The organism is Arcobacter denitrificans (SeqCode), assembly GCF_048571185.1.
In the GTDB taxonomy this organism is placed as follows: Bacteria; Campylobacterota; Campylobacteria; order Campylobacterales; family Arcobacteraceae; genus Arcobacter; species Arcobacter denitrificans.
This window is the reverse complement of the sequence record NZ_CP182350.1, coordinates 612,469-631,807: the sequence shown is the minus strand read 5'-3', so window position 1 is coordinate 631,807 and position 19,339 is coordinate 612,469. Positions and strand designations below refer to the sequence as shown.

General features: G+C 28.4%; 22 protein-coding genes. 17 read left to right on the top strand and 5 right to left on the bottom strand.

The features are described from left to right. Positions 1-8: 8 nt before the first annotated feature. Positions 9-719, top strand: a complete 711-nt coding sequence (locus ACNI28_RS03275) for an efflux RND transporter periplasmic adaptor subunit (protein ID WP_419765509.1) — start codon at positions 9-11, stop codon at positions 717-719. A gap of 10 nt (positions 720-729) precedes the next feature. Continuing rightward, on the top strand, positions 730-1,914 hold the full coding sequence (locus ACNI28_RS03270) for an MFS transporter (RefSeq protein ID WP_419765507.1): 1,185 nt from the start codon (positions 730-732) through the stop codon (positions 1,912-1,914). A 23-nt stretch (positions 1,915-1,937) separates the two neighbouring features. Here ACNI28_RS03270 and ACNI28_RS03265 read toward each other — a convergent pair whose 3' ends face one another. Beyond that, positions 1,938-2,276: a MerR family transcriptional regulator gene (locus ACNI28_RS03265; protein WP_419765505.1), complete on the bottom strand. Its 339-nt coding sequence runs from the start codon at positions 2,274-2,276 to the stop codon at positions 1,938-1,940. Between the two features lie 183 nt (positions 2,277-2,459). Here ACNI28_RS03265 and ectA point away from each other — a divergent pair, with 183 nt between their 5' ends. From ectA to ACNI28_RS03230, 7 genes are read left to right on the top strand one after another with little or no spacing between them, the layout of a single operon-like run. Then, positions 2,460-2,960, top strand: coding sequence for a diaminobutyrate acetyltransferase (ectA, locus tag ACNI28_RS03260; RefSeq protein ID WP_419765504.1), 501 nt, complete (start codon positions 2,460-2,462; stop codon positions 2,958-2,960). After that, positions 2,960-4,240: a diaminobutyrate--2-oxoglutarate transaminase gene (gene ectB, locus ACNI28_RS03255; protein WP_419765502.1), complete on the top strand. Its 1,281-nt coding sequence runs from the start codon at positions 2,960-2,962 to the stop codon at positions 4,238-4,240. The genes ectA and ectB overlap by 1 nt, the downstream gene beginning before the upstream one ends. Positions 4,241-4,243: 3 nt before the next feature. Further along, positions 4,244-4,639, top strand: a complete 396-nt coding sequence (locus ACNI28_RS03250; RefSeq protein ID WP_419765500.1) for an ectoine synthase — start codon at positions 4,244-4,246, stop codon at positions 4,637-4,639. Between the two features lie 2 nt (positions 4,640-4,641). Continuing rightward, positions 4,642-4,944 (top strand): hypothetical protein, encoded by a 303-nt coding sequence (locus tag ACNI28_RS03245; protein ID WP_419765499.1) that lies wholly within the window; start codon positions 4,642-4,644, stop codon positions 4,942-4,944. Position 4,945: 1 nt separating this feature from the next. Next, positions 4,946-5,590, top strand: coding sequence for a winged helix-turn-helix domain-containing protein (locus tag ACNI28_RS03240; RefSeq protein WP_419765497.1), 645 nt, complete (start codon positions 4,946-4,948; stop codon positions 5,588-5,590). Between the two features lie 25 nt (positions 5,591-5,615). After that, positions 5,616-6,503: a phytanoyl-CoA dioxygenase family protein gene (locus ACNI28_RS03235; RefSeq protein WP_419765495.1), complete on the top strand. Its 888-nt coding sequence runs from the start codon at positions 5,616-5,618 to the stop codon at positions 6,501-6,503. Further along, complete coding sequence (locus tag ACNI28_RS03230) at positions 6,500-7,876, top strand: aspartate kinase (RefSeq protein WP_419765494.1); 1,377 nt, start codon at positions 6,500-6,502, stop codon at positions 7,874-7,876. The genes ACNI28_RS03235 and ACNI28_RS03230 overlap by 4 nt, the downstream gene beginning before the upstream one ends. A gap of 41 nt (positions 7,877-7,917) precedes the next feature. On the opposite strand, the gene bioD is transcribed toward ACNI28_RS03230, so the two are convergent. After that, positions 7,918-8,553, bottom strand: coding sequence for a dethiobiotin synthase (gene bioD / locus ACNI28_RS03225; protein ID WP_419765492.1), 636 nt, complete (start codon positions 8,551-8,553; stop codon positions 7,918-7,920). A 55-nt stretch (positions 8,554-8,608) separates the two neighbouring features. Here bioD and clpS point away from each other — a divergent pair, with 55 nt between their 5' ends. The 6 genes from clpS (at position 8,609) to ACNI28_RS03195 (ending at position 14,781) form a co-directional block, all read left to right on the top strand. Beyond that, positions 8,609-8,908 carry an ATP-dependent Clp protease adapter ClpS gene (clpS, locus tag ACNI28_RS03220; RefSeq protein ID WP_298753406.1) on the top strand — a complete coding sequence of 100 codons (300 nt, stop codon included), beginning with the start codon at positions 8,609-8,611 and terminating at the stop codon, positions 8,906-8,908. 3 nt (positions 8,909-8,911) lie between these two features. Next, positions 8,912-11,143, top strand: coding sequence for an ATP-dependent Clp protease ATP-binding subunit ClpA (gene clpA / locus ACNI28_RS03215; RefSeq protein ID WP_419765490.1), 2,232 nt, complete (start codon positions 8,912-8,914; stop codon positions 11,141-11,143). 13 nt (positions 11,144-11,156) lie between these two features. Continuing rightward, complete coding sequence (locus tag ACNI28_RS03210) at positions 11,157-11,756, top strand: c-type cytochrome (protein WP_419765488.1); 600 nt, start codon at positions 11,157-11,159, stop codon at positions 11,754-11,756. Then, on the top strand, positions 11,756-12,496 hold the full coding sequence (locus ACNI28_RS03205; protein ID WP_419765486.1) for a ferredoxin-thioredoxin reductase catalytic domain-containing protein: 741 nt from the start codon (positions 11,756-11,758) through the stop codon (positions 12,494-12,496). The genes ACNI28_RS03210 and ACNI28_RS03205 overlap by 1 nt, the downstream gene beginning before the upstream one ends. 237 nt (positions 12,497-12,733) lie before the next feature. Continuing rightward, positions 12,734-13,672: a DnaJ domain-containing protein gene (locus tag ACNI28_RS03200; protein ID WP_419765484.1), complete on the top strand. Its 939-nt coding sequence runs from the start codon at positions 12,734-12,736 to the stop codon at positions 13,670-13,672. An 11-nt stretch (positions 13,673-13,683) separates the two neighbouring features. Beyond that, positions 13,684-14,781, top strand: coding sequence for a leucine-rich repeat domain-containing protein (locus tag ACNI28_RS03195; protein ID WP_419765483.1), 1,098 nt, complete (start codon positions 13,684-13,686; stop codon positions 14,779-14,781). Here the strand turns inward: ACNI28_RS03195 and ACNI28_RS03190 are convergent. From ACNI28_RS03190 to panB, 3 genes are read right to left on the bottom strand one after another with little or no spacing between them, the layout of a single operon-like run. Beyond that, positions 14,778-15,845, bottom strand: a complete 1,068-nt coding sequence (locus tag ACNI28_RS03190; protein WP_419765482.1) for an AI-2E family transporter — start codon at positions 15,843-15,845, stop codon at positions 14,778-14,780. The genes ACNI28_RS03195 and ACNI28_RS03190 overlap by 4 nt on opposite strands. After that, positions 15,842-16,858, bottom strand: coding sequence for a Holliday junction branch migration DNA helicase RuvB (gene ruvB / locus ACNI28_RS03185; protein WP_419765481.1), 1,017 nt, complete (start codon positions 16,856-16,858; stop codon positions 15,842-15,844). The genes ACNI28_RS03190 and ruvB overlap by 4 nt, the downstream gene beginning before the upstream one ends. Before the next feature lie 2 nt (positions 16,859-16,860). Further along, positions 16,861-17,670 (bottom strand): 3-methyl-2-oxobutanoate hydroxymethyltransferase, encoded by an 810-nt coding sequence (gene panB, locus ACNI28_RS03180; protein ID WP_419765480.1) that lies wholly within the window; start codon positions 17,668-17,670, stop codon positions 16,861-16,863. A gap of 162 nt (positions 17,671-17,832) precedes the next feature. Between panB and trpA the strand changes: the two genes are divergently transcribed. After that, positions 17,833-18,573, top strand: coding sequence for a tryptophan synthase subunit alpha (gene trpA, locus ACNI28_RS03175; RefSeq protein ID WP_419765479.1), 741 nt, complete (start codon positions 17,833-17,835; stop codon positions 18,571-18,573). A gap of 2 nt (positions 18,574-18,575) precedes the next feature. Continuing rightward, complete coding sequence (locus ACNI28_RS03170; RefSeq protein ID WP_419765478.1) at positions 18,576-19,313, top strand: arginyltransferase; 738 nt, start codon at positions 18,576-18,578, stop codon at positions 19,311-19,313. The last annotated feature ends 26 nt before the right edge of the window (positions 19,314-19,339 follow it).

The following is a 19,339-nucleotide window of genomic DNA, read 5'->3' as shown; positions in this document are numbered from 1 at the left end:
GGAAATTTATGAAAATTATTAGCTTTATACTACTGTTTACAAGCTTTGTATTTGGGATGGAGTATTACTCTAAATTGGAGCCATACAATAGTTATGTTATAAAATCAGCAGTAAGTGGGAAAGTGATTTTTTCAAATGATAAGATTGAAGGTGAATCTGTAAACAAAAAAACGAAGATTATTGAAATTGATAATAGTGTTGACAAAATAGATTTAGCTCAGACTCAAAAAAAACTGGATGTTTTAAACTCTATGTTAGCAATTCAAGAAAAAAACTATAATAGACTTTATAAAATCTCTTCAAAATCTGCTTTTGAAAAAGATAATCAGAAAATCCAAGTATTAAATTTACAGTCATCAAAGAGTGACTTACTGATAAAAATTGCTACTTTAAAAGATACTATCAAAAACAAACGATTATTTGAAGATAATATGTACATATATAATATAAGTGTAAAAGAGGGTGATTATGTAACTCCTGGGACACTTTTATATGAAGCAAAAGATTTGACTAAAGGAAAACTTGAAATATATATTCCAATATCTGATTATGAGACTATTTCAAATAAAACTATTTATATGAATAAAGAAAAAACTGATTTAAAAATCAATAAGATTTATAAAGTTGCCGATAGTAAACATATCTCTTCTTATAAATGTGAAATAATAATAGACAATCCAAAAACATTTTCAAGATTAGTTAAAATTGAATTTAAATAAATAGAATAACTTGAACTATAGAGAACTTTTACTTAATTATCCACTTGTAAGAAAACTCTCACTTCTACAAGTTATAGCATATTTTGGAGCTTGGTTTTCAAATGTTGCTATTTATACAATGCTCGTAGAGTTCAACTCTAGTGCCTTTGCTATCTCGGTTGTTACTGCCATGCATTTTATTCCTGCCATTATTATAGCACCACTATCTGGAACTATTATAGATAGATTTAAAATTAAGCCTTTGATGTTAACACTATTAAGTACAGAATTAGTAATGACTTTACTTTTTCTTACAATTGATAGTAAAGATGAGATTTGGTTATTGCTGATATTTATATTTATACGAATGAGCAGTGCTTCTATGTTTTTCTCAGCTGAAATGACTCTACTTCCTAAAATTGTATCTGGTGATATTTTAAAAAAGACAAATGAAATACACTCAATTATCTGGTCCTTTTCATATGCTTTTGGCATGGCAATTAGTGGTGTTGTAGTAAATTATTATGGAGTGAAGACAGCTATTATTTTAGATGCTTTATTTTTTATTGTAGCTATAATAGTTTTTTTTAATATTGATTTTAGAGTAGAAGTTGTACATACAAAAGAAAAAATCTTATCTATGATAAAAGGTGGATTTGTATATATAAAAAATAATAAATTTGTATTACACCTTTTAATTCTGCATGCATCTGTTGGATTAACTGCATTTGACACACTTGTGACTTTGTTGGCTAAAAATGAGTATAAATATATTATTGCAGTTCCATTATCAATAGGTATTACAAATGCACTTAGGGCATTTGCCCTGATGGTAGGACCATTTATTATTACAAACTGGGTAAACAAAGATAGGTTAACTATTTTATTTATATTTCAAGGCTTTGCTATAGTTTTATGGGGAATGTTTCAGTTTGATTTTTATTTAGCCCTGATTATGGTATTTCTGACAGGTTTTACAACGACAACAATTTGGTCTATAACTTATGCCTTTATTCAAGAGAGAGTTGAGCACAACTATCTAGGACGTGTAATATCATATAATGATATGATATTTATGCTTTCAAATGTACTTACAACACTTTTTATAGGAGTTTTAGCAGATATTATTCCCCTAAGCTTTATTACTATTATATTAGGAGTTGCTTTTTTACTTGTAGCTTTTTATTATAAAAAAGTTATTTTACCTTTTTTATAATAAGTTTTATTTTGTAGGATAGACTAAATTATTTCAACATCTGTAACATCTATACCTGAAAGTTTTTCCATTTTACTTTCTACTAAATCCAAAAATTCGCTTTTATTTTTTTCATCCATATTATTTTCTAACATTTCCGTAATATATTTGATTCCACTGGCATTGATTTTTTTTACACTTGCCAAATAGTGTACAAAAGAGATGATTTTCACATCATTAATTGAATAAAGTTTTTTTATATCTTTTTTTTGTGGTAATAACCCTTTATCTTCATACATTTTAAGAGTTCTTACTTTTGCAGTTAGCAATTCAGCAATACTACTTAATGGCAAAACATCTTTATTATTATCTAATAGAGCCAATTTATTCCTTTTATTGTAATTGAATTGTAATTATACATTATTTTTCATAGTGTTTTATTAAAAATGAATACTTTTTAAGCTTTATCTTAGATTTATATGTTATATTCTTACATAATTTAAGTAGAATATTTACATACATCATGTAAATATTCTACTTAATAAAATTAAATAAGGAGTAATTCATTGTCTGAAATTGATATACTAGTACGTAGTCCAAAAAAGGAAGATGGGAAAAAAATTTACAAACTTGTTGATAATAGCAAAGTATTAGATTTAAATTCTGAATATCTATATCTTTTACAATCAACTCATTTTGAAAATACTTGTTCTGTTGCATTAAGTGGTGATGAAGTTATAGGTTTTGTTTCTGGTTATAGACTTCCACAAAGACCTAATACACTATTTATCTGGCAAGTTGCAGTTGATGAAAAATTTAGAGGTAATAATCTTGCAAAGATACTTCTAATGAATATTATAAAAAGAAAAGAAAATTTAGATTTAGAGTTTATAAATACAACCGTATCTCCAAGTAATAACTCATCAATTAGAGTATTTGAAAAATTAAGTAAAGAGTTAAAAACACAGATTGTTAATAAAAGTTTTTTTGAAAAAGAAGACTTTAATAATTCACACGAAGAAGAGGTTCTATATGAAATAGGACCATTTAAATTAAAGGAAAAATAATGAGAATATTTGAAAATCTAGAGTCTGAAGTTAGAGGTTATATTAGAAGTTTCCCAACTATATTTGAAACATCAAAAGGTGCTATTTTAACAAACGAGCAAGGTGAAAACTTTATAGACTTTTTTGCAGGAGCTGGTACACTTAACTATGGACATAACAATGAACATATTAGTAAAGCATTAATTGAATATATTCAAAAAGATGGTGTTGTTCATGGACTAGATATGGCTACAAGTGCAAAAAAAGAGTTTTTACACACTTTTAATGACACTATATTAATACCAAGAAACTTAGATTACAAAATCCAATTTACTGGACCTACAGGAACAAATTCAGTTGAAACTGCACTTAAACTTGCAAGATTAGTAAAGGGGAGAAGTAACGTTGTTTCTTTTACAAATGGTTTTCATGGTTTAACTCAAGGTTCATCTTCAGTTACTGGAAATAATGATTATAGGGATGAGAGTTATATTAGTAGATCAAATGTATCATTTATGCCATTTGATGGTTACTTTGGTGATATGAACACAATGTCTATCTTTAGAAAGTTTTTAGAAGATAGTAGTAGTGGACTTGATATCCCAGCAGCTGTTATAGTTGAAACTATCCAAGGTGAAGGTGGAATTAATGTTGCTAGTAAAGAGTGGCTACAAGAGTTAGAATCAATTTGTAGAGAATATGATATTTTATTAATCATTGATGATATACAAGTGGGTAATGGTAGAACAGGAGAATTTTTCTCATTTGAATTTGCAGGAATTAATCCTGATATTGTAACAGTATCAAAATCTATTGGTGGTGGATTACCAATGGCAATTGTATTATTAAAGCCAGACCTAGACCAATGGAAGCCAGGTGAACACACAGGTACATTTAGAGGAAATAACCTAGCCTTTGTAGCTGCTAAAGTTGCTATTGAGCAATATTGGCAAAATGATGATTTATCAAATGCAGTTAAATATAAAGAAAAACTTTTAAAAGAGACTTTAGAAAAAATTGCTGATAAGTTTAAAGATAGCTTTGATGTTGAAGTTCGAGGAAGAGGAATGGCTTATGGTTTTGAAATCAAAGGTGACAACTCTGTTGCTGGTGAGATATCAAGTTATGCTTTTGAAGAAAAATTAATAATAGAAACTTGTGGTAGTGAAGATCAAATTGTGAAGTTTTTACCACCATTAATTATTGATGAAGATACCTTAAAAGAAGGTTTAAAACGATTTGAAAGTGCTATTACAAAACTTGTAGCAGACAAAAAAGAAAAATTAACAGGAGAGTTTTAAAATATGTTTTTAGTAGATATTAACAAAGATATTATAGGTACAGATAGAGAAGTTCATGCAGAAGGTGGACAATGGGTTAGTAGAAGAATGGTTTTAAAAGATGATAACATGGGATTTTCATTTCACGAAACTATTATTAGAGCAAATACAAAAACACATATTCATTACCAAAACCACTTAGAAGCAGTTTATTGTGTAGGTGGAAATGGGAAAATTGAAGATTTAGCAACTGGAGAAGTTCATGAACTTCATGATGGAGTTATGTATGCATTAAATAATCATGATGACCATAACTTGTATGGTGGAAGTGAAGATATGAGAATGATTTGTGTATTCAATCCACCAATAAAGGGAACTGAAAACCATGATGAAAATGGAGTTTATCCTTTAGAGGACTAAGAATGAAATTTATTTATATTAAGAACTATTTGAATATTAGTAAAATAAAAAAAAATCAATTTATTGAATATATATATTCTTTTGATGGATTTAAAGTCAATAATCAAAAAATTATATTAAATGACAATTCATTAATACTTGAATTGTCACTTGAGTCTAATTTTGATATTGCAAAATCTGTAATAGATAAGTTTTTTGATGATGATAAAGATGTTGACACAGTTTTTGTTGATAAGCTTATATTTGAAGAGAATGAATTAATTATATTAAATGAAGAAAAAATAATAAATAAGGTTGCTATATAAAATGAGATTGCTTTCTTATAATATAGATGAAAACTTAATCGCTCATATGGAAGATATCTATATAACTGATATTGCTGAAGATGTAGAAGATGCTACTTATCATAGTGAAGTAAGAAATTACAATCTTATTTTGATAAAAGAGAATAATATCTTTGCTTGCAAAGAGATATTAAAAAAGATAAATAGTCAAGTAACTGCAGTAATAATTATAACTGATAATAGTAGTAAAGAGTTTGAGTTAGAGTTACTCAAACTTGGGGCTATTAGTATTCTAAAAGAGCCTGTGAGTAATGAATTTATATTAGCAAAAATTGAATCTATACATAGGGAAAATTTTAAAAATGAGATACCATTTAAAAATGGATATAAAATAAATATTGAAGAAAAATCATTTAATGATGAACAGTCAAAAGTATATTTAACTGGAAAATCATTTGCAATTTTAAGTTACCTTATTAAAAACAAACATCGTCCTCCAATATCAAAAAATGAACTTCTACATGCAATATGGGATGAGCCAGAAATGGTATCTGATAATGTAATAGAAATTAATATAAATAATATTAGAAATAATCTAAAAAAAGAGTTTGATGAAAACTTTATAGAAACGGTAAGACATAGAGGATACAAAGTAATACCTAACTAAATAAGAAGATAAAGGAGCATAAAGTATGAATGACTTATATCCATCAAGAAAAGAGACTGAGAGCATAATAGAGAGAGTTGACCCAACTGTATATAGTGATAAAGTAGTTGGAGAATATTCTATAGGCAATATAAGTAGAAAAGAGTATGAAGATAATGGATATGTAGTTTTCCCAAATTTATTTAGTCAAGATGAGATAAATGAAATGATTAATGAAATAGATTATATGGCTTCAAATGAAGACTTAGCAAAAAATGAAGAGTTTATTAAAGAGCCAGGAAATAATGAATTAAGAACTATTTTTAATCAACACCTTTTTAGTTCATTATTTGAGAAGATTTCTAAAGATCCAAGAATAATAGATAAGGTGAAACAGTTACTTGGAAGTGATGTGTATATACATCATAGTAGAGTTAATATAAAACCTGCATATAAAGGAAAATCATTTCCTTGGCATAGTGATTTTGAAACTTGGCATAGTGAAGATGGTCTTCCAAGATGTAGATGTTTAACTGCTTGGATAATGCTTACAGATAATACACAGTTTAATGGACCTTTATATCTTATTCCAGGAAGTCATAAGAAATTTGTGTCTTGTAAAGGATTTACACCTGAAGATAACTATAAAAAATCATTAAAAAAACAAGAATATGGCGTTCCTAGTATTAATGCAATAAAAGAGTTAACAAAAAACAGTGAATTAGTTGGCGCTTATGGAAAGGCTGGGACATTAGTAATTCACGATGGTAACATATTGCATGGAAGTCCAGACAATATTTCACCCCATTCAAGAACAAATACATTTTTTGTATTTAATTCAGTTGAAAATAAACCTGTGAAGCCATTTGGTGCTCCTGAAAATAGAGCTGACTTTTTATGTTTAAAAGATTTTAATGCAATAGAGGCAAAATGAGTATAAAAGTATGTAAATTTGGAGGCAGTTCTGTAAAGGATGCTATACAAATAAAAAAAGTTTTAGATATTGTTAAAAATGATGATAGTAGAAATGTTATTGTTGTTTCCGCACCAGGTAGAGATGAAAAATATGATGAAAAGATAACTGATCATTTACTAAATGTAGCAACTTGTGGTAAATATTTTGATGAGCAAAATATTTTTATATCAAAAGAGCAAAGTTTTAATGCAATTATAAAAAAATATAAGAAATTATGTTTTGATTTAGAAATAGAAGATAAGCAGATTCTTGCTTCTTTAGAAAAGGATTTGAAAGAGACTACTTTAGAAGATGAGAAGAGAGAAGCTTATTTTTTATCAAGAGGTGAACACTATAATGCAAAAATTATTACTAATTACTTTATAAGTCAAGGTTTGAACATAAAACTTATGCTTCCTGAAGAGTTTGGATTTATGTTAAGTGAAGACTTCAGAGATGGAAAAGTTTTACCAAAAACCTATGAAAATATAGAGAATAATTTTGAAATAAATAAAGATGTGAAATATTTAGTACCAGGATTTTATGGTGTAACAAATGAAAATGAAATAGCTGTAATGAGTAGGGGCGGAAGTGACTTAACTGGTGGAGAGTTAGCCTATGCTTTAGATGCAGATATTTATGAAAACTGGACTGATACAAATGGTGTTTATGAAGTAGACCCTAGAGTAATAAGTAGCGCAAATGTGATACCAAGACTTACTTTTAAAGAGCTAAGACTTCTTAGTTCAAAAGGTTTTAATGTTTTTCATTTTGATGCAATGCTAAATTGTAAAAAAAGTAAAATTCCTATAAATATTAGAAACACAAATAATAAAGACCATGAGGGAACTATTATTTTAAGTGAGAGAGTTCCTATGGAAGATTTAGTTGGAATTGCTAAACTTGACAATATGGCTTCTATTCACCTTCAAAAAGATATGCTAGCTGATGAGATAGGCTTTACAGCAGAACTTTTAAAAATATTTAGTGAATTTGGAATAAATACTTATCACTATCCAACAGATAAGGATGATATTGCTATATTAGTTGAACAAGAGGATTTAAAAGGAAAAATAAATAACCTAAGAAGATCTATTGAAAAAAGATTAAAAACGGATAATATTTTTGTATCTTATAATTTATCTATAATTACTCTTGTAGGAATAGGTCTTAAAGAGAATACTTTTGCTCTTGTTGATGCAATAAATGCACTAAAAGAAAACAATATTTCATTTGAAATGTTTGATATGAGTCCATCTAAGATTTCACTTCATATTGGAATATCTCAAAATACTGCAAATAATGCCTTGCAGACTCTTTATAAAAAACTATTATTAAAAGAAGAGTTTTAGAAAGATTAACTTTTAAAAGTTAATCTTTCAGAGTTTATTATTTATAAAATATCATTTAAAAAATTTATCTCATCAAAATAGTCTTTATAAAAAGGAAGTGTAACTTCATCAAAGCTATCTTTGTCTTCAAAAAGATTTATATACCACTCAAAATCTATATTTCTATTTTTTAAAGCTTCTTGAGAAAGGAGAGTATCATTTATACTTCCTAATTTGCTGGGAGAAATTAAAATTGTTTTTGATTCAAACTCTTTTATTAAATCAATAACAAAAAAATCTTTCATAATAGGTACCATAAGTCCTCCAGCACCTTCAATTATAAGTATATCACAAAGCTCTTCAAGCTCATTTTTCCTCTTTACTAAAAATTCTATATCAATAATTGTATCTTTTTTTGCTACATAGGGCGCTGCTGGTAGTTTAAATTGATAGGGCACTATAAAATCAATGTGAACATTAAAGTCTGGGTTTAATTTTTTTGTCAATTCTAACATAGCAGAACCATCTACAGGCAGTTCTACAACACCTGTTTCAATGGGTTTAAAATATCCTACTTTAAATCCCTCTTGTGATAGTTTCTTTAAAAGAACAGAAGATGCATAAGTTTTACCAACATTAGTATTTGTAGCAGTTATAAATAAGCTTTGATTTAAAACGTAATTTTTCTTTTTTATCATTGTAAATTCTTTTTTGGTATAATATTAATTGATTTTATCCTAAAAAGGTTTTAAGTTGGCAAATGAGTTTGAAATAGAGTTAAATGATGATCTAGATGTACAAGAGCCCAAAAAATATAAAGTTTTATTATTGAATGATAATTATTCAACAATGGATTTTGTAATTGAGATACTTGTAAAAGTTTTTAAAAAAAGTACTGATGAAGCTACTGTTATTATGTTAAATATTCACAATAATGGAAAAGAAGTATGTGGTGTTTATACCCATGAAATTGCTTCTACTAAAGTAATGCAAGTGAAAAATTTAGCAAGACAAAAGGGCTTTCCCTTAAAAGCTATTATGGAAGAAGAGTAAATTATGATAAGTAAAGAATTAAGAGAGATATTTGCACAAGCAGTATCCTATGCTAAGACAAGTAAACATGAGTATTTGACATTGGAACATATTTTCTTGATGTTACTAAATGATGAATTTATTGCTAATATGTTAGTTGATTTAGGTTTAGATACTAAGAAGATATTTAATGATACAAAAGCACATATTGATATTAGTACACCAAAACTACCTTCTGATGTAAATGATGAACCAATAGAAACTACAACATTAACATCAGTTATTGAGCATATGGTAGCACATACTCAAACATCAGGAAAAGGTTATGCAAACGTAGATGACATGTTTGTGGCAATTTTAAAAAATGATAAATCATATGCAACATATGCCCTAAGAAGTCAAGGTGTTGAAAGAATTGATATTTTAGAAGAGATAGCTCATCGGGATGTAGAAGTTGATGTTCAAGATGAAAATGAAGATGAAGAAAAGCTGTTAAATAAGAAAAATGAAGTTTTAGAAAATAACTCAGTAGAACTAGTAGCCTTAGCAAAAAAAGGTGAAATAGACCCAGTAATAGGCAGAGAAAAAGAGATACACAGGGTTATTCAAATATTAAGTAGAAGAAAGAAAAACAATCCCATACTTGTAGGTGAACCAGGAGTTGGTAAAACAGCAATAGCAGAAGGCTTAGCCTTAGAAATTGCCAATAAAAATGTTCCTTCTATTTTAAATGATTCAAAAGTATTTTCACTTGATATGGGTTCTATGTTGGCAGGGACAAAATATAGAGGAGATTTTGAGAAAAAGTTAAAATCACTTTTAAAAGAGATAAGTAAAATCCCTCACTCTATTTTATTTATTGATGAGATACATACAATAGTTGGAGCTGGAAGTGTTGGTGGAGGAGCAATGGATGCTTCAAATATATTAAAACCAATGCTTTCAAATGGAAAACTAAGATGTATAGGTGCTACAACATTTGCTGAGTTTAGAAATGATTTCTCCAAGGATAAAGCACTTAGTAGAAGATTTGCAAAAGTTGACATAAATGAACCTACAAGTGAAGATTGTGTGTCAATTTTGGAAGGTCTAAAATCAAAATATGAAGAGTTCCATAATGTTAAGTTTAATAAAAAGTCTTTAGAAACAGCAGTAGAACTAAGTAAAAAATACATCAATGACAGGTTTTTACCAGATAGTGCTATTGATGTTATTGATGAGGTTGCTGCTACAAAAAAACTAGAATTAAATCCAGATGGGAAAAAGAAAAAAGCTATAAATATAACAGCTATTGATATAGAAAATACAGTTGCACTTATGGCAAATATTCCACCAAAATCAGCTACAAAATCTGATTTAACACTTTTAAGAACTTTAGAAAAAAATATGCAAAAAAGAGTTTTTGGCCAAGATGATGCAATTACTTCAATCATAAAAGCAATAAAAATCAATAGAGCAGGTCTTGGAGGAGAGTCAAAACCAGTTGGAAGTTTTCTTTTTACAGGACCTACTGGTGTTGGTAAAACAGAAGTGGCAAAAGAGCTATCTTCTCAACTTGGTGTTCATTTTGAAAGATTTGATATGAGTGAATACATGGAAGCACACACAATATCAAGACTTATTGGAGCACCAGCTGGATATGTAGGATTTGAACAAGGTGGACTTTTAACTGAAGCTATTAGAAAACATCCCCATTGTATCTTGCTTCTTGATGAGATAGAAAAAGCTCATCCCGACTTGATGTCAATTTTACTTCAAGTTATGGATAATGCAGAATTAACAGACAATAGTGGTAATAAAGCAGATTTCCAAAATGTTATTTTAATAATGACTTCAAATTTAGGCTCTTCTGAGGCAAATGTTATGGGGTTTGCAAAAGATGATTCCCTAAATGAAAATAAAGCAATCAAAAAATTCTTTGCACCAGAGTTTAGAAATAGGCTTGATAGTGTTGTAACCTTTAAGCCACTTACTTTAGATATTGTTTCAAAAGTTGTTGGTAAATTTATTGATGACATGAAAGAACAAATTGCAGATAAGAAAATCGATATTACATTAAGCCTAAAAGCTAAAAAAGAGTTGGCAAGATTAGGTTATGACAAGGATATGGGAGCTAGACCACTTAATAGGGTTATTTCTACTGAAATTAAAGATAAAATCACAGATGAGATTTTATTTGGAAAACTCAAAAATGGTGGTTTAGTTAAAGTTGATTTTGTAAAAAATGAATTTGTATTTAAATATGAAAAATTATAAAGTGGAGAAAAATATGAAAAATATATTACTTAGTTCTATGGTTGCAGCATTGCTTTTTACTGGATGTACTGAAGAAAAAAAAGAAGAAATGAAAAGTGAAAAAGTACTTACAACAACTGAAAACAATAAAAATATTGAGATAATAAAAGAAAAAAGTAATGAAATATTAAACTCAAGCAAAGAGATTGCAAAAGCAGTAAAAGAAGAGACACTAAAAGCTGTTGATAACTCAAAAGAGATGACTAAAGATGCTGTTGCAAAAGCCAAAGAAGTAGGGGTAGATGTTGCAAAACAAGCAAATAGTGTTGCAAAAGATATTACAAAAAGCATTGATGAAGTAATTGAAAATAAGAGTGATTCTACTAATGATAATGCTAAAGCATTATATACAAAGTGTGCAGGCTGTCATGGACAAAATGGAGAACTTCATGCTTTAGGTAAATCTCAAATGATAAATGAATGGGATGAATCAAAAATAGAAAATGCACTTCTAGGTTATAAAAATGGAACTTATGGTGGAAATATGAAAGGGGTAATGAAAGCTCAAGTTATGCATCTAAGTGAAGCTGACATTAAATCTTTATCTAAGTATATTTCTAAGATGGGAAAATAATGATAAAAAAGATAGATATTAATAGTGATGAATTTCAAACTACATTTGAATTAACAAAGCAATTTACAGATAAAGTTTGTGAAGAGCATGGATTTGTTTATAATCCAGAAGATGATGTAAATGAATCTATTCAAATGGGTTTAACAAGAAATAAACTAATTTATGACAATAGATATTGTCCATGCTTTATGGTAATAGGGGAAACTCAAGAAGAAAAAGACAAAGCAGATAATAGACTCTGTCCTTGTACTCCTGCTCTTGAAAAAGAGATTCCATCTCAAGGACATTGTCATTGTGGAATTTTTTGTACAAAAGAGTATTCTGATACTATAAGCAAAACAGCTGCTATAAAAGAAGAAGTTACTCATTCCAAAGGATTTACAAAAGAAGAGTGTGAAAATATATTAAAAAAATCACAGATAAGTGCCCTAGAAGTTGAAGCACTGTTAGAAGCTAGAGAATTAGGTTTTATAAACTTTAATCTAGTAGATACAAGAGAGTGGATGGAGTGGGTAGGACATAGAATAAAAGGAACAGATTATTTAGTTCCAACTACTTCTTTTTACCAATCAATAGAAGTCCTTGATGACAAAAAAAATATACCTGTAGTTGTCTATTGCCATAGTGGAAGTAGGAGTGCATATTGTCAAACAATAATGCTTTCAAATGGATTTAAAAGTGTTTGTAACCTTGACTATGGAATCATGACTTATCAGGGTGAATTACTCTCTGGAGAATAATAAATTAGATAAATAACTTTCTATATTTCTTAAAGTTAGTATAAATATTTTTTACTTAAAATAAAAATAAAAATAAAAACTTCTGTAAAGACTATTTTTAGGCTATTTTGCCTAAAAATAATCCAAAATCTTTAAATAATTTTTAAAATAATTTTTCTTATTCCCTTTGATTTTTAAAATTTCAAGAATAATTTTTTTGTATAATAGAGTGTTATAATAAAAAGATTTAAGGTCATTATGAAAGAGATTTTGAAGAGATTAGAAATCATAAAAAGTTGTATTGCCATAGAAGATGAAGAGAGCCTTTATCCCCAAGTGCATAGACTTTACTCTTTACAAATTGATGATAAAGTAAAAGATATATTAAAATTAATTGAAGATACAAATTTTCAAGAAGTTATATCCCTGATAGATCAATATCTTTCTCAATTTTCTAGCCTAGTAGTGCATGAAGATAAAGAAGTTCAAGGCTTGAAAATAGAATTAAAAGTTTTAGAAAAAGAACTTTTAATTTTAAGCTGTAAGATTGAAGAGTATCACAATAAAATTAATGACTTTAATGCAAGATATCACAAAGAAGTGGGTGTTTTAATAGAAGAGATACTTATTTTAAGAGAAGAATATTTTGAATTTTTATATAAAAAAGAGGGCAAAAAATATGAATATGAATATTTTGAAGCCAAAAAAGATTTTGAAAATTTTCATCAAGAAGTAAAAAAGTTTAAGTTAGATGATCCTTTTGAACTTACAAAAAAAGAGAAAATAGAGTTAAAAAGACTTTATAGAAAAGCTAGTAGATTATGTCATCCTGATATTATTGAAGATACTAAAAAAGATAAAGCAGAAGAGATTTTTAAAGACTTAAACACTGCATATCAGCAAAATAACTTAAAAAAAGTATCTGATATTTTAAATAACTTATTAAATGGAGAAACCTTTTCTTGTGACTCTGATGCCTTGTTTGATAGAAACATATTAAAAAATAAAATAGAACTAGCAAGAGAAAAAATAAAGTTAGCAAAAACAGAAATAGAGGTTATAAAAAAAGACCAAACTTTCATACTGATAAATAAAATAGATAATTTAGATGAATATATTTTTGAAATGAAACATGAACTAAAAGAAGAAAAAGAGAACCTAGTTGCGAAAATGCGTGAATATTCAACAACAATATAAAAAGAGTAAATATGACTAGTAGAGCTGGATTAATTATTAAAAATGATTCCCCTTATATGGAGCTTTTTAAGAGTAAAACTTTGATTTCATACACTCAAAAAATATTGGATAATCCAATTGATACACTACTAGATGACTCTTGGATTACAAGAATATTTGATTGGGCTGATGAAAATAAGATAGATGATTTATATTTTATAAAAAAGGGATTTAATAGTAATTACCCAAGGGGCTTGCCACGAGATAAGCAAGAACTTTTAGAATTAGAAGAGTTAAATCTGTCAAAATATAATCTAACTTATTTGCCACGAGAAATATGCAACCTAACAAAGTTAAAAAAACTTCATTTATATAAAAATAGATTGAGGTTTATTCCAAAAGAGATTAAAAATCTAAAAAACTTAGTTGAATTGAGCGTTTCAAAGAATAACTTATCAAGATTACCAGATGAAGTTTGTGAACTTAAGAACTTAGAAGTTTTAGCTATATTTGAAAATTCATTGGCTGCATTGCCTTGTAAAATTGGGCAGTTGGAAAATTTAGTAAAACTAAATCTTTTAGGAAATAAACTAAGAATACTCCCAAGTAGTATTTGTAATTTGGAGAAATTAGATAGTCTTAGTGCTTTTAATAATAGGTTAGAGTCTCTTCCAAATGATATTGGAAATCTTAAAAATCTTACAGAACTATTAGTAAATCATAATTATTTGACTGAATTACCACAAAGTGTTGGAAATTTAGAAAAATTAAAAGTATTGTGGTTGTATGAAAATAGATTAGAAGAGCTTCCTTCAAGTATAGGAAACTTAAAAGCATTAACAGATCTTTGGATATATGGAAACTATTTAAAAACTATTCCAAATGAGGTATCATCTTTGTCAAATTTAAAAGAGTTGTGGTTATCAAATAATTGCTTAATTTCTTTACCTAATAATTTAGATAATTTAATAAACCTAAAAGAGTTTAACCTCTCAAATAATAAGATATCTCATCTTCCTAATGAGCTAGCTACTCTTAAAGATTTAACTTGGCTAGAGGTGGATAAAGGGGTTGTCTTATCAAATAATTTTGATGAATTTATACAAAATAGTGTACTTAGTTTTAATTAAATAGTTTTCTTTAAATTATTTATATCATCATTTTGTGCATCAGTTGAAAACTTTTTTAATAGTTGAACTATTGATATAAAAAAGGTAACCATTGCAGGTCCAATAATCATACCCCAAAATCCAAATGTAGATAAACCAGCAATTATTGAGAAAAAGATTAAAAGTTCATTTATATTTGCTTTTGTTTTTACTACTCTTAAATTGATATATTTAATTATGACAGGCTTTATAAATGTATCTGCGACAATAGATATTATAATAATAGAATACAAAGCAATTATAAGTGCATTTGCAGATGACACAGTAAACCCTTCATATAAAGCTATAGGAAGCCACATAATAAGTCCTCCAATAACAGGTATCAAGGAAGCAAAGCCATATAAAACCCCAAGTAAAATTCCATCATAATCAAAAAATGAAATAAATATACCAAACAAAAATCCTTCTAATATGGCAGTTGCTAAAATTGAGTATAAAACAACACTCATTACATTTGAAGACTCAAAGAATAGGGCACTTGCATCTTCTCTTTTTAGAGGTAATACACTTTTTAAGTATGTTGAAAGTTGTGTTGAATAAAAATTAAAAAAGAAATAAAATACTAAAATAAGTACCATATCAAGGATAAACTTTGCAGAATTTTTACCTAAGTTTGCACCAAAAGATAGTAGGTTTTGTATTAGTTCTTTAATATTAATTTTTTCAATAAATTCCATCAAATGCTCTTTTACAATTACAAAATCATTAGGTAAAAGTGCAACCCAAGACTCAAATTTTGTTAGCATTTTTGCTAAAGCTTGTTGATCAATATTATTTATTAGTGTTGCAAAAGAAAATAGGCAATATAACAATGGTATAAAAAATACAAAAGTTAAAAATATAGTCATTATAAATGATGAGATAAATTTACTTGGAATTTTTGCAGTTATATATGTCCCAAATGAATTTGTTGCAACTGCAAGTAAAAGGGCTACAATCATGGCTTTTAAGTAGGGACTAAATAACTCAAATAAAAAATAAAGAGTTATTGTACCAATTACTATCAAAAAATATTGTGGTTTCAAAATAGCTTACCTTCACTTATTGGAGCTGTTAATCTAAATAGTTCATAAGTTTTTACACTTGCAACTCTTCCCCTTGCAGTTCTTTCTATATATCCATTTGCCAATAAATATGGCTCTATAGCATCTTCTATAGTACCTTCATCTTCACTAAGTGCTGCTGCAATAGTAGAAAGACCCATTGGTTTTCCTTTATTTGAAACAAGTAGTTCCAACAAATTAATATCCATCTCATCAAAACCAGTTTCATTAACTCCTAGTTCATCAAGGGCATAGTTACATCTAGCTAGTTTTATTAGTTCTTCATTTTCAACTTCAGCAAAATCCCTTACTCGTCTAAGAAGTCTTAGGGCGATTCTCGGTGTTCCTCTACTTCTTCTAGCTATTTCTAAGCTGGCATCATTATCACACTCTTTATCTAGCTTTACACCAGCTTTTTGAATGATTTTTGATAATTCAATATGAGTATAAAACTGCATTCTAAAGTGCATACCAAATCTCTCTCTTAAAGGATTTGATAACATTCCAGCTCGCGTAGTTGCCCCAATTAGTGTAAATCTTGGAAGGTCTATTTTTACAGTCTGTGCTGCTGGCCCACTTCCAATTATGATATCAAGTCTATAATCTTCCATTGCAGGATAAAGTATCTCTTCAACTGCTGGACTTAGACGATGTATCTCATCTATAAAAAGGATATCTCCTTCATCAAGATTTGTTAATATTGCTGCTAAGTCGCCTGATTTTTCAATCATTGGACCTGCTGTTATTTTTATGTTTGAGTTCATTTCATTTGAGATTAGATATGAAAGAGTAGTTTTACCAAGACCTGGAGGTCCATAAAATAGTATATGGTCTAAAGCTTCTGCTCTTTTCCTACTGGCATCTATAAAGACTCTTAGGTTTTTTTTGATTTTTTCTTGACCAATATAATCATCCCAAGAAGATGGACGTAGGCTAACTTCTGTGTTCTCATCTTCAAAAGATATTTGTTCTACATCTACTAATCTATCATCCACTGTTAGTATTCCTCATCTTTACTTGGAAAAGATTTGTTTTGAACATCTTCTTTATATTTTGCTACAGACTCTTTTACAAGAGTAGCTCCATCTAAATAGTGTCTTACAAATTTGGGTTTAAACTCTTCAAAAAGTCCCAACATATCAGACCATACTAAAACTTGACCGTCTGTATCTTTCCCCGCTCCTATTCCAATAGTTGGAATAAAAATAGCTTCACTAATCTCTTTTGCCACATCACTTAGTACACCCTCAATAACTATACAAAAGGCGCCTGCTTTTTCTATGGCAATGGCATCACGTATTAGCTGTTCTTTGTCTTCGTTAGTTTTACCTCTTACTTTATATCCACCTTCACTTCTTACGTATTGTGGCATAAGACCAATATGTCCTACAACTGCAATAGAGTTTTTTGTAAGATGTGAGACAATATCAGCTCTATCTTCTCCACCTTCTATTTTAATAGCAGCTGCATTTGTCTCTTGGTAGACTTTAGTTGCATTTTTTAGGGCTTCATCTTTGTTTATATAGGTACCAAAAGGCATGTCAAGTACAACAAAGGCTTTTTTTGCACCAGTACAAACTGCATTTGTATGGTAAATCATCTGCTCTAGTGTCGCTGATAGAGTATCAGGCTTTCCAGCAAAACTCATGTTTAAACTATCCCCTACTAAAATAATATCTGCAATCTCTTCAAAAAGTTTTGCAAATAGAGCGTCATAGGCTGTTATCATTGTCAATTTTTTATTATTTTTAGCTTTTTTTATTTTTGTTATATTCATTTTTTCAAAATCATTTTTAATAATACTCACTGAATAATCCTTGATATTTATAAGTAATAATTGTATCTAAAATATCCTTTTTTTTGAAAAACTGAGAAAATTTAAATAGTGTAATTAGATATTTCCCTCATATCTATACAAGATAAAATTAGATAAAATAATCCAAAATTAATATTTTATTAGGATTATATTTTGAAAAAACTTGTTGGATATATTACATCTTCTCTACCTGAAAACAATTTTACATTAGATTTAGCACTCTCTATGGGGCAAGCTGGTGTTGATATGCTAGAGTTAGGAATACCTTTTTCTGACCCAGTTGCTGATGGACCAGTAATTGAAAAGGCAAATTTAATTGCTTTACAAAATGGTTTTAAATTAAATGATTTATTTGAAGTATCAGCAAAAATAGCACCAGAACTTAGAACTTTATGGATGGGATATGCAAATCCTTTTTATCATATGGGAATCGAAGAGTTTTTCAAAAAAGCCCAAAATTGTGGTGTAAAAGGTGCAATTATTCCAGATCTTCCTTTTGAAGAAGCACTTAAGTATCAAGAATTGGCTAAAGAGTATAATCAATCACTTATCTCTTTTGTGGCTCCTACCCATGATGAAGATAGAATTAAAAAAGTTGTTGAAAACTCTAGTGAGTTTGTTTATTTGGTTGCTTATGCAGGGATTACTGGTAGTGGGCAAGCTGAAGATTTGACAACTATCATAGAAAATGTTAAAAAATATACACAGACACCACTCTATATTGGTTTTGGTGTTGATGAAAATACTGCAAAAGAGAAAGTAAAAGGGGTCGATGGTGTAATCGTTGGTTCTGCTTTTGTAAAACATTTGATAGATGATAGTTTAAGTAATAGTGAAAAAATAAAAAGAATAAGCTCTATAGCTAAAGAGATAAAAGAGAAAATAAACGAGTAGTTATGCAGTTAATAAATGATGAAGTAGAATTTGTTGAGAATGATAAAGATTGTTCTTATTTTGACAATGAAATATCTGATATAAGGTATAGATACTTAAAAAACTGTTCGCCCCAAGATTATCAAAACATGCTTGAGCATGGATGGAGAAGATTTGGTAGGATGCATTTTGTTCCAGAGTGTAAAAATTGTACAAAATGTATAAGTATTAGAATTGATGTTGCAAATTACAAATTCTCAAAATCTGAAAAAAGAGTATTGGCAAAAAACAAAGATACAAAAGTCTATATTCAGCCTCCTTCAATCTCAATTGACCATTTAAATTTATATGATAAATATCACAAACACATGAATGACAAAAAATCATGGCCATATTCTCCAATAGAGCCAATAGAATACAGTAGGTCTTATGTTGAAGGAAAAGCATCTTTTACAAAAGAGTTTTTGTATATGAGAGATGATAAATTAATAGGTGTTGCTTTAACTGACATACTACCAAACTCTATTTCATCTATATATTGTTTTTATGACCATGATTATGAAAAATTATCAATTGGAAAGTTTTCCATACTGGCACAAATAAAAGTTGCAAAACAGCTAAATATACCATATATATATTTGGGTTATTGGATAAAAGATCATTTTTCTATGGGATATAAAGAAGCTTTTACTCCTTTTGAAGTACTTGAAAATAGGGCTTCTTTAGATGAAGATACTATTTGGAGTAAATATAAGGTATAATAAAACCATATTGTACGATTATTTTA

Bases quoted from the DNA above. Each gene is read 5' to 3' on its own strand.
- clpA (WP_419765490.1), top strand. From the start codon at position 8,912: ATGATAAGTAAAGAATTAAGAGAGATATTTGCACAAGCAGTATCCTAT.
- ACNI28_RS03275 (WP_419765509.1), top strand. From the start codon at position 9: ATGAAAATTATTAGCTTTATACTACTGTTTACAAGCTTTGTATTTGGG.
- ACNI28_RS03245 (WP_419765499.1), top strand. From the start codon at position 4,642: ATGAAATTTATTTATATTAAGAACTATTTGAATATTAGTAAAATAAAA.
- ACNI28_RS03235 (WP_419765495.1), top strand. From the start codon at position 5,616: ATGAATGACTTATATCCATCAAGAAAAGAGACTGAGAGCATAATAGAG.
- ectB (WP_419765502.1), top strand. From the start codon at position 2,960: ATGAGAATATTTGAAAATCTAGAGTCTGAAGTTAGAGGTTATATTAGA.
- ACNI28_RS03240 (WP_419765497.1), top strand. From the start codon at position 4,946: ATGAGATTGCTTTCTTATAATATAGATGAAAACTTAATCGCTCATATG.
- ACNI28_RS03205 (WP_419765486.1), top strand. From the start codon at position 11,756: ATGATAAAAAAGATAGATATTAATAGTGATGAATTTCAAACTACATTT.
- ACNI28_RS03195 (WP_419765483.1), top strand. From the start codon at position 13,684: ATGACTAGTAGAGCTGGATTAATTATTAAAAATGATTCCCCTTATATG.
- ACNI28_RS03210 (WP_419765488.1), top strand. From the start codon at position 11,157: ATGAAAAATATATTACTTAGTTCTATGGTTGCAGCATTGCTTTTTACT.
- ACNI28_RS03250 (WP_419765500.1), top strand. From the start codon at position 4,244: ATGTTTTTAGTAGATATTAACAAAGATATTATAGGTACAGATAGAGAA.
- bioD (WP_419765492.1), bottom strand. From the start codon at position 8,553: ATGATAAAAAAGAAAAATTACGTTTTAAATCAAAGCTTATTTATAACT.
- ACNI28_RS03170 (WP_419765478.1), top strand. From the start codon at position 18,576: ATGCAGTTAATAAATGATGAAGTAGAATTTGTTGAGAATGATAAAGAT.
- ACNI28_RS03230 (WP_419765494.1), top strand. From the start codon at position 6,500: ATGAGTATAAAAGTATGTAAATTTGGAGGCAGTTCTGTAAAGGATGCT.
- ACNI28_RS03200 (WP_419765484.1), top strand. From the start codon at position 12,734: ATGAAAGAGATTTTGAAGAGATTAGAAATCATAAAAAGTTGTATTGCC.